The sequence below is a fragment of the Halomonas sp. BM-2019 genome, from assembly GCF_017584085.1.
This window is the reverse complement of record NZ_CP071922.1, coordinates 3,722,349-3,731,451: the sequence shown is the minus strand read 5'-3', so window position 1 is coordinate 3,731,451 and position 9,103 is coordinate 3,722,349. Positions and strand designations below refer to the sequence as shown.

Below are 9,103 nucleotides of genomic sequence, written 5' to 3'. Positions count from 1 at the left end.
GACAGCATCGACTATATGGCCAGCCGCGAGGAGCTCAGGCTGGCCTTCGAGACCGCCCGGCATCACCTTCATCCCGGCGGGGCGTTGCTGGTGGTGGCCAAACCCCGGGAGCTCTTCCACGACAACAACTTCGCCTACGTCGGGGAGCGCGACGGCATCCATATCACGGTGCTGGAGAACAACTACGTGCTGCCCCCGGGGGACGAGCAGTACGAGGCCACCCTGGTCTACCTGATCCGCCAGGGCAGCGAACTCGACGTCCAGGTGGACCACCACCGGCTGGGGCTCTTCACCCAGGCGGCCTGGGAGCAGGCCTTCCGCGAGCAGGGGCTCGACCTGCACCAGCAGGACCTGGAGGGCATCTACGAGCCCTTCATGATCGCCGAAGGGGAGTACCCCATGCGGGTGTTCATCGGCGTCATGGCCGGCGACGATACGAACGAGGCGACATGAACCCCACCATCGAACTGCTCAAGTCCCACCGCTCCATCCGCAAGTTCACCGACCGGCCGGTCTCTCGTGAGCTGCTCGAGGAGCTGATCCGCGCCGGCCAGGGCGCGGCCACCTCCAGCCACGTGCAGGCCTACAGCGTCATCCACGTGAAGCATCCCAGGAACCGCGAGACGATCGCCGAGCTGGTCGGCGGGCAGTCCTACGTGGCCACCTGCGGCGCCTTCCTGGTCTTCTGCGCCGACATGAAGCGCCCCACCGACGCCGCCGAGCGCACCGGTGCCAGGGTGGTGCGGGGCATGACCGAGCAGCTGCTGGTGGCCACCGTGGATACCGCCCTGATGGCGCAGAATGTGGCGATTGCCGCTGAATCCGAGGGGCTGGGCATCTGCTACATCGGCGGCGTGCGCAACAACCCCCAGCCGATCAGCGACCTGCTGTGCCTGCCGGACCACGTCTACCCGGTGTTCGGCATGTGCCTGGGCTACCCGGCCCACCAGCCGGACGTGAAGCCGCGCCTGCCGGTGGAGGCGATCCTCAAGGAAGACACCTACCGCGATGACCGTGAGCGGGTGGCGGCCTTCGACGAGACCATGCACGCCTACTACCAGTCCCGGAAGGGCGGGCCCAAGGACAGCACCTGGTCGCAGAACCTCACCCCGCTGTTCGAGACCAAGCTGCGCCCCCATATGCGGGAGTTCCTGGTCAGGCGCGGCTTCGAGATGAAGTGAGGTGCGTCGTCGCCTCAGCCGGCGGGCGGCGTCGACGCCGGAGGACGCTCACCCCGCGGCGTCGCGACCCGACGAGTCTCCCGGTATCGAGAGGGTGCGCGTCAGCTGGCCCAGCCGTGGTCCCCCGATGCGCACCCTGACCTCGCCCTCGCCCCGCAGGATCCAGCGGGCCGTGGCCTGGTGGTCATTGCCCGGCGAGCGCTGGTACCAGGGCATCTGCGCGGCCTCGCCCAGGCCGCGTCCCCATCCCGCCAGATGGCCCAGCGACTGGCGGGCCTCGGTGGGATCCAGCAGCCGGCAGCCCTCGACACTGAGGTGGGCCTCGACGCCGGTGTTCCAGGGCCGCTCTCGAGCGGCATTGACTCCGTGGCTGGGCAGGTAGCCGCGATTCTCCACCGTGATCCGCAGCTCCCAATGGCCCTCTCCCAGCGGCGTACAGCGCACGGCGGCGATGGCCAGGCGTGGCAGCAGGGCCGCCACCCGCAGCCAGTAGGCGGCAATGTCGTCGCAGAGCCCGGGCAGCGCCTCGGGGGGCGGGTTCCAGATCCCGTTGACCGGGTCCAGGCCGCCGACTTCCACCTCGCCCAGCTGGGGGTGGCGCACGGCCCGCCAGGGGTGGAAGAGGCGCTGCCGGTTATGGTCGCGGTCCCAGCGGGCCAGCCGCTCCATCCCCTCGCGATCGAGGGCCGTGAAGTGATCCACGAAGCGCTCTGGTCGCGGGCGGTCCATCCGCCGGAACAGGTCCCAGAGCTCGCAGACCAGCGCCACACAGCCGCGCTGGTGGTAGGCAAACTCGGTGAGGTCGCCGTGCAGCGGGGTCTCCGGCTGATAGGTGAACTCCTCGTAGCCGCTGACGGTGGGGTAGCCGAGCCGGGCGTGGCCCCAGGCGGTCAGCTGGAGGTAGATGGCCAGGTCGCCCTGATCCATGAGGCTGTCGGGGGCATCGATCAAGGGGCGGATGAACACGCCGCCGAAGGTGTGCAGGTTCAGCCAGGCATAGAGATTCGGGTGAGCGATGGCGAAGTCGATGACGGCGCGCGTCTCGGGCTCGGAGCCCGGGTAGTCGCCGGCGCCGACCTGCTCCGGCTCCGGCCGCCAGCGCCAGGGGAAATTGCGGTTGAAATCGGGGGTGCCCTGCAGCCACTCGGGTTCGGGGATCGTCTCGCCGTCCCAGTGCTCGATGACCCCTTCGGGATAGAGCCGCCAGTAGGGTGGGGGGTCATCGATCCGGCGCGGCAGCATCAGGCCGGGGGCGTCGGGCGACGCGACGAAGTCGCCGGCCGCGTCCTCCAGGCGCAGGTAGCGGCAGCGACCGTCGCCATCCAGGTCCTGGGCCCGCCAGTGGGGCCGGCCGGCGCCCTCCGGCGAGCGGCGCGGTACGGAACGTACGAAACCGCCCTGCCTGAGCACCTGTTCGGCCCCATCCGGCGAGAGGCGTGGACACACGTAGAAGAGGACGTCCTGCAGGAATCGGCGACAATGCTCGGGCAGGTCGCCCGGTACGGGGCCCGACTCGCTGTGCAGGGCCAGGGCCGCCTCGGCCACCGCCAGGGCGGCGCTGGACCCCGCCAGCTCGGTGCCGTGCATGTTGCCATCCACCCAGACGCCCGGCCGCTTGCGCTCCGGCTCGGGGCCGATGGTGAGCACCCAGATCTCCCGCCCCCCGGGGCTGATGCCGATGCTCTTCAGGTGAGCCAGCCGAGGGTAGGCCTGCACCCACGCCTTGAGCTGGTGCGTCAGATCGTCATGGCTCAGGTAGCGATGCCGGAAGCGGCTGTCGTGCAGATCCCGTCCCATTTTCCCGCCTCGGTTGGCCCTGCCTGGTGACAGTATGGCTCAAGCCTGGCACTTGCCACGCGCTGGCGGCGCGTTCCCGCCGCTCGGCCAGCGGCTTGGCGTCGGCCTCGCGGTGTAGTCGGCTCGGCGTCAGCCCTCGGCGCGGCGCTGCAGGGCCTCGAGGTAGGTTCGGATGCGGGCGGCATTGGTGCCCAGGTCGCTGCGTCCCTGGCGCGAGGCGGAGCGCACGTCGACCCGCACTCCCTCCTCGGTCTGGGTCAGGCGGATCGCCACGTCGTCCCGGAAGCCGAACCAGAAGGTGGTGGCGGTGGCCTCCAGCCCGGTCTCGCTCAGGGCGACGATCTCCCAGCCCTGGTCCAGGGCGGCGGCCTCCACGGCGCTGAGCACCCTGGCCGGCGGCAGGTCGAGCAGCAGCGGCTGGATCTCGGGATAGGCCGCGCGCTGCTGGTCGGCGAACCCCTCGGGGTAGCCCACGGCATTGGGCGCCGCTTCCCGGGTCTCGGCCAGGGCCACGAAGGGCGGCGGGTCCTCGAGGTCGGTGGTGATATCGTGGATCGGCGGCACCTCCTGGGCGCGCTGCATCAGCTGCCAGGGCACCGCCATCATGGCTGCCACGGCGACGAGCACCAGGCCACCCGCCAGCGCCGGGCGCCAGCGGCGACAGAGGCTGGCGACGATCAGGGTGACCAGCCCCAGGGCGGCGGCAGCGAGGGCCAGGTAGGCCCCCAGACGCAGCAGGTCGAAGGCGCTCCCCAGGGGCAGCAGCTCCAGGCGGTGGGCCGGCCCGGCCCCACCCATCATCAGGGCCGCGGCGATCAGCAGCAGCAGGGTGAGCCAGGCCAGCAGGGCCGGCCAGGGGCCGCCGCGCTGGCGGCGCCTCGGGCGAAAGGTCGGCATGGCGACTCCTTGTCATCCGGTGCGGTAGTCTGGTGAGCGCAGGGGCTGCCCTCAGCATACCCCCAATGCCGCCGGCCTGCGTCCGCGCCCCTCATCCCCGCGGCCGTTCCGGGCAGCCGCGAGAGCGGCAAGCGGACCCGATGCGGCCGGCGAGCCTGACATTCTCGAACGGAGGCACCATGGAAACCCTGTTGAACGAACGCACGGAAGTGACCGAGGCGGCGCTGGCCGCCATCGCCCATATGCCCACCGCCAGCCTGCCGGAGCTGATGGACGACGCCTTCGCCCGGCGCCTGAGCGATGCCGACCTGATGCGCATCGCGGTGCGGCTGGCGCAGAAGAGCCATGACGAGGGTGGCTGCCCCATCGGCGCGGTGATCATCGATAACGCCACGCGGCGCATCGTCGGCAAGGGGCATAACACCCTGGTGCAGGAGAACCACCCCTACAACCACGGGGAAACCGCCGCCCTGCGCGATGCCGGCCGCCTCGACTTCGGCCGCACCACGCTGTTCACCTCCCTGAGCCCCTGCGAGATCTGCGCCACCCTGCTGCATATGCGCGGCGTCTCGCGGGTGGTGGTGGGCGACGTCACCAATGCCTCGGGCACGGAAGCCCTGCTGCGCGAGAAGGGCGTCCAGGTGGATATCCTCGAGGACCCGGAGGGCATCGAGCGCTATGCTCGCTTCCGTGCCGAGAGGCCTGAGCTCGATCGGGAAGACTGGCAGGGCGTTAGAGCCACGCATGGGACCTGAGGGCGTCACCGAAATATCGGTCATCGCCACCGAGCGGCCCATCGGCGTGATCAGCGATACCCAGGGGCTGGCGCACCGGACCACTCTGGTGGCGATCGCCCGTGGAGCATGGCTCGTTCCGACCCGGCCAGGCCCGCGGGCTCACTGGTACTTGTGCCGCCAGTGCTTGACCGCGATCTGCTCCTTGAGCAGCTCCAGCATGTCCACCAGTACCTGCTCGGAGACCAGTTCGGTATGGGGATCGGTGCGCAGCCAGGCATCGAAGCCGCTCTCGGCCAGGTGCTCCACCAGGGCGGAGAACTCCGGCGACTGCAGTCCCTCCAGCGCCTCGTTGACCAGGCGGCAGGCCAGGTCGGAGAGGGAGGCCTCGAGCCCCCGAGCCAGCTGGCCGCCCAGCGGCAGGCGCTCCATCCGGCGCATCTCCGGGCTCTCAGCCAGGGTGCGGCCGACCAGTCCGCGCACGTAGCGCAGGGTGTCGTCACGGTTGTGGGCGTAGGCGGTACCGGCCATGGCCTCCAGCCGCTGGCTGATCTCGTGGATCAGTGCCTGCTGGCGGGGCCGCACCACCTGCTCCACCAGCCGGGTGGAGAGGGAGTCGCTGGAGCGGACCTGGGCCTGCACGTTGTCGAGCATGCGGATGGCGATGCGGTCGGTGAGCTCCTCCAGCAGGATATCGTAGTACTTGGCCACCACCCCGGAGAGGTACCAGCGGCGCACGTCGATCAGGCCCAGCCGGTGCAGGCGCTGCAGCAGCGAGATGACGCGCAGGATGCGCAGCAGCCGGAAGCCCCCCACCGGGATGCAGCCGAGCACGTCGTACCAATGCACGAAGGGGTAGAAGAACCAGCGGTGGTAGCGTCGCTCGGCGATGGCCACCGCCCAGCCCAGCAGCACGTCGAGCACGAAGACGGCCACGAAGATCAGGTCGATGGTGACGAAGCGGGCATGGATGTACCGGTCATAGGTGCCGTGGAGCCCGGGGGCCACGGCCTCGAAGGCGGCGTTGAGCGGCGACAGCAGGAAGAGGCTGTCGAACAGCAGCAGGGTCAGGTTGGCGATCACCAGCACGATGATCAGCAGGTCCCACCCCAGATGGACCCGCTCCAGGGCGGGGCTGAGCGATCTCGCGCGGGTGTCAGGCATGGCGCCTCCTCGGGCTCTGGGCCACGATGTCCCTTCCCAGCCTAGAAGATTGGCCCGTAGGCCACCCCCCTGATCCTGCGGCAGCCTCGGCTCAGCGGCCGGCGGGCAGTGCCAGCAGCAGGGGGGCGCCGGCAAGGCCCTGTTCCAGGCGGGACGCGAGGATGTCCAGGATGCCGTCATGCTCGCCCGCCAGCCGCGTGGGGGTGACGCGCAGGCCGGGAGAGTGCGCCATGGCCTGTTCGCAGATCTCGGCGATATCCCCCCCGGCTCCGGCGTGGCGTCCCGGGGAGAGGAACAGCATGGCCAGGATGACCTCGCTGCCGGCCATGGCGTCGGAAGCCAGCAGGTCGACCAGCAGCGGCTCGTTGAAGCGGTAGGCGTCGCCGTCGCGGCGCTCCATGGAGGCGAAGGTGACGCAGCTCGCCTCCTCGCTCAGCAGCACGCTGAGTTGGCCGGCCAGGTAGTTGCGCACCGCGGTGACCTCGGGGAGGGGGCTGCCGTGGTCCACCAGCACCACCCTGGGCCGCGACGGGCCGTCCATCCGCTCGCGTACGTTGTCGGCCAGCAGCCGAGCCAGGCGCAGATCCACCGGGGCCTGGCTGTCCACCAGCGGCAGCGCCACCTTCACGGAGAGTCGCGGATGGCGGGCCTGCACCTCGGCCAGGCGCTCGGGCAGGTAGCCGGTCAGCGCCTGGCTGGGACCGAAGAAGAAGGGCAGGATCACCAGCTCCGTCACCCCCTGTTCCGCCAGCTGCTCGGCACGGGGCCCCAGCGATACCGCCTTGCGCCCCTCGAGCTGATCCGCGGGAATCTTGTAGGAGTGCAGCAGGGAGGCGGCCTCGACCTCCTGGCCGGTGGCCTGGCCCAGGGCCCGGGCCAGGCGGCGCAGGTTGAGGGTGGCCTGGGCACGCAGGGAGCCGTTGTCGACGAGCAGGATCTTTCGCATGGAGGCCTCTTGGCTGGCACGGGGCGGGGAGCGGCGCCCAGGGCGCCTGGGCCCATCACACTACCCGGCGGGAGGGCGGTCAAGCGGCGGGGGAGCCCGCGGCATGACTAACTTGTGAGTAGCCCCTAATGTGTAAGTTGGATCAGGCCAAATCCACATGATGTGGCGAAGTGCCCCATTATCCTGTCGCTGAACAATAGTTATCACCAAGGCGGTGTGAGACGCTGCCTGAGGTGCGGGCCATACTCGGCCTCGGCCGCTATCACGAAGAGGATGTCGCGGCCGCCCAGCGTCGTTGGCCTGGTCGTGCCGGTAAGCCTGTGCGCCGCTACTTGAAGCGGGAGCGCGCCTTCTCGAACGACTCGCTGAAGGACTTCCAGGCGCGCTCGGCGCCATCCCGGATGTCGTCCCAGGCCTCGTCGCCGGCCTCACGCAGCTCCTTGAGCTTCTGGCGCATCTCCTCGCGCTTCGCCTCGAGGCGCTCGGCCTCCTTCTCACGCTCGATGCGGGCATCGGCCTCGGCGCTCCTGGCCCGGGCCCGCAGCCTGTCGATCTCGGCCTGCCACTCGTCCAGCTTGGCCTGCAGCTTCTGTTCGTAGGCGTCCCTGTTGCGCATGGGGGGCTCTCCTTTCAACCTGAGGGGGCAGAGGGCGGTCGCCAGGCGCGACCCGCCTGTCTCAGGTTGGCATATTCAGCGCCGGCTTGCAGGCCGCCCGTCACGGCCTGGGTCTCGATCTGGCTCAGGCAGCGGCGGTCTCCCGATAACCGGCAAGGGCGGCTCGAGGCTGCCCTCGGCGGTGGGGTGGTATCCTCGGGGCGATAGGCCCGCAACGGAAACTCGACAATCGGAGAGGAAGGCGTGCCCCATGTGATCCTCAAGCCCGGGCGGCTCACCGACGAGCGACCGATCACCGATGTGCTGACCTGAGGGGAGGCGCCCATGCAGCCCATCACCATCGAATGGCCGATCGGCGTGATCAGCGACACCCACGGGCTGCTGCGCCCCGAGGCGCTCACCCTGCTGGAGGGTTGCGGGCTGATCCTGCACCTGGGCGACGTGGGCAGCCGGGAGACGGACGCCGTCCTCCTCGAGCGGCTGGCCGACCTGGCCCCGGTGGCGGCGGTGCGCGGCAATATCGACACCGCGCCCTGGGCCGCGGCGCTGCCGATGTCCCGGGACCTGGTCGTCAACGGCTGGCGCCTGCATCTGGTGCATCGCCTGCAGGACTTCGCCCCCACCACGCCCTGCGACGCTGTGCTCCACGGCCACTCCCACAAGCCGCGCCTCGAGTGGCAGGCGGGCCGGCTGCTGTTCAACCCCGGTGCCGCCGGCAAGCGCCGTTTCCGCCTGCCCATCACCCTGGGCAAGCTGTGGGCCGACGCGCGCGGACTGCGCGGTGCCATCCTCCACCTGCCGCTGTGACGGCGAATGGCGGCCAGGCTGTGCATGATCAAGCGGCTCCACGATGGCCTGAAGATCCCCTACGAGAGCCTGTTGAACGAGGTGTCGACCTGAGCCGATCGGGCCTGTCGGCTATTCTCTCTCAGCAACCACATCCCCAGCCCGGCGACGGCCAGCCCCAGGGCGGCGAAGATCATGAAGGTGGCGGCATGGCCTTCGGCGCCGACTAGCCAGCCGGCCAGCGGCGAGCCGGCAACCTGCCCCACCGAGGTGGCCAGCAGGGGCAGCACCGGGGCGAAGGCGGGCGCCTCGGTCATGATCTGGGTGCTCCTGACCAGGTAGAAACCGCTGAGGGTCATGTAGCCGGCGCCGAACAGCGCCGCGGAGGCCAGGGCAAGGGGGAAGTGGCCGGGGTCGACCACCAGTAGCGCCAGGCCGGCGGCCATCACCGCGAGGCCGGCGGCGTGGCTCATGGCCGGGCCGAAACGGGCGACCAGATCGCCGGCGCTGGCCCCGGATAGCCCGCCCAGGCCCACCGCCAGCCACATCCAGGCGGTCTGGCTCGACGCCAGCCCCCCGGCATGGATCACCGCATCGGGGGCGAACACCCAGTAGGCCGCGCTGACGCCGCCCATGCCGACGGCCAGGCCGCTCAGCCGGGCGATGCCGAGCCACTGGGCGCGATTCACCGGCAGGGCGGCTGGGTGGGCCTGCGAGGGCAAGGGGCGCCGCTCCTCCCGAGGCAGGTAGCGGAGCGCCGCCAGTGCACCCAGCCCCGCCAGGGTGGCGAAGCCGATATAGGCGCTGCGCCACGCCTCCGCCCAGAGCAGCACCGCCGGCATGGCCAGCGCGATCCCCAGGCTGGTGCCGGCATTGATGGTGGCATTGACCCGCCCGCGCAGCTCGGTCGGCACCACCCGGTGCACCGCCTTTGCCATCACCGGCGAGGAGAGCCCGGTGCTGATCCCGCAGACCAGCACGC

Annotated in this window: 10 protein-coding genes; 4 read left to right on the top strand and 6 right to left on the bottom strand. The window is 70.4% G+C overall.

What is annotated here, in order from left to right; all coding sequences use genetic code 11:
* Nucleotides 1–453 (top strand): hypothetical protein (locus tag J5F18_RS18480; RefSeq protein ID WP_346299988.1); only part of this gene is annotated, 453 nt, incomplete at its 5' end.
* Nucleotides 450–1,181: an oxygen-insensitive NADPH nitroreductase gene (gene nfsA / locus J5F18_RS18475; RefSeq protein WP_346299987.1), complete on the top strand. Its 732-nt coding sequence runs from the start codon at nucleotides 450–452 to the stop codon at nucleotides 1,179–1,181. The genes J5F18_RS18480 and nfsA, both read left to right, overlap by 4 nt.
* A gap of 48 nt (nucleotides 1,182–1,229) precedes the next feature.
* Here nfsA and J5F18_RS18470 read toward each other — a convergent pair whose 3' ends face one another.
* Both J5F18_RS18470 and J5F18_RS18465 read right to left on the bottom strand, forming a co-directional pair.
* A complete protein-coding gene (locus J5F18_RS18470; protein ID WP_346299986.1) occupies nucleotides 1,230–2,978 on the bottom strand; it encodes a M14 family metallopeptidase in 1,749 nt (582 codons plus the stop codon).
* Nucleotides 2,979–3,107: 129 nt separating this feature from the next.
* On the bottom strand, nucleotides 3,108–3,875 hold the full coding sequence (locus J5F18_RS18465) for a DUF1499 domain-containing protein (protein WP_346299985.1): 768 nt from the start codon (nucleotides 3,873–3,875) through the stop codon (nucleotides 3,108–3,110).
* Between the two features lie 179 nt (nucleotides 3,876–4,054).
* On the opposite strand from J5F18_RS18465, the gene J5F18_RS18460 reads away from it, so the two are divergent.
* On the top strand, nucleotides 4,055–4,630 hold the full coding sequence (locus J5F18_RS18460; protein ID WP_346299984.1) for a nucleoside deaminase: 576 nt from the start codon (nucleotides 4,055–4,057) through the stop codon (nucleotides 4,628–4,630).
* A gap of 141 nt (nucleotides 4,631–4,771) precedes the next feature.
* On the opposite strand, the gene J5F18_RS18455 is transcribed toward J5F18_RS18460, so the two are convergent.
* The 3 genes from J5F18_RS18455 to J5F18_RS18445 form a co-directional block, all read right to left on the bottom strand.
* The gene (locus J5F18_RS18455; protein WP_346299983.1) at nucleotides 4,772–5,773 is read right to left on the bottom strand and encodes an ion transporter; all 1,002 of its coding nucleotides are present in this window, start codon (nucleotides 5,771–5,773) and stop codon (nucleotides 4,772–4,774) included.
* Nucleotides 5,774–5,864: 91 nt separating this feature from the next.
* Complete coding sequence (locus tag J5F18_RS18450; protein ID WP_346299982.1) at nucleotides 5,865–6,719, bottom strand: CbiX/SirB N-terminal domain-containing protein; 855 nt, start codon at nucleotides 6,717–6,719, stop codon at nucleotides 5,865–5,867.
* 328 nt (nucleotides 6,720–7,047) lie between these two features.
* Nucleotides 7,048–7,335 (bottom strand): coiled coil domain-containing protein, encoded by a 288-nt coding sequence (locus tag J5F18_RS18445; protein ID WP_346299981.1) that lies wholly within the window; start codon nucleotides 7,333–7,335, stop codon nucleotides 7,048–7,050.
* 324 nt (nucleotides 7,336–7,659) lie between these two features.
* On the opposite strand from J5F18_RS18445, the gene J5F18_RS18440 reads away from it, so the two are divergent.
* A complete protein-coding gene (locus J5F18_RS18440) occupies nucleotides 7,660–8,142 on the top strand; it encodes a metallophosphoesterase family protein (RefSeq protein ID WP_346299980.1) in 483 nt (160 codons plus the stop codon).
* Nucleotides 8,143–8,201: 59 nt separating this feature from the next.
* Here the strand turns inward: J5F18_RS18440 and J5F18_RS18435 are convergent.
* A partial coding sequence (locus J5F18_RS18435; protein ID WP_346299979.1) for an MFS transporter occupies nucleotides 8,202–9,103 on the bottom strand: 902 nt, incomplete at its 5' end.

Coding starts and splice junctions, on each gene's coding strand:
- nfsA (WP_346299987.1), top strand. CDS start 450: ATGAACCCCACCATCGAACTGCTCAAGTCCCACCGCTCCATCCGCAAG.
- J5F18_RS18470 (WP_346299986.1), bottom strand. CDS start 2,978: ATGGGACGGGATCTGCACGACAGCCGCTTCCGGCATCGCTACCTGAGC.
- J5F18_RS18465 (WP_346299985.1), bottom strand. CDS start 3,875: ATGCCGACCTTTCGCCCGAGGCGCCGCCAGCGCGGCGGCCCCTGGCCG.
- J5F18_RS18460 (WP_346299984.1), top strand. CDS start 4,055: ATGGAAACCCTGTTGAACGAACGCACGGAAGTGACCGAGGCGGCGCTG.
- J5F18_RS18455 (WP_346299983.1), bottom strand. CDS start 5,773: ATGCCTGACACCCGCGCGAGATCGCTCAGCCCCGCCCTGGAGCGGGTC.
- J5F18_RS18450 (WP_346299982.1), bottom strand. CDS start 6,719: ATGCGAAAGATCCTGCTCGTCGACAACGGCTCCCTGCGTGCCCAGGCC.
- J5F18_RS18445 (WP_346299981.1), bottom strand. CDS start 7,335: ATGCGCAACAGGGACGCCTACGAACAGAAGCTGCAGGCCAAGCTGGAC.
- J5F18_RS18440 (WP_346299980.1), top strand. CDS start 7,660: ATGCAGCCCATCACCATCGAATGGCCGATCGGCGTGATCAGCGACACC.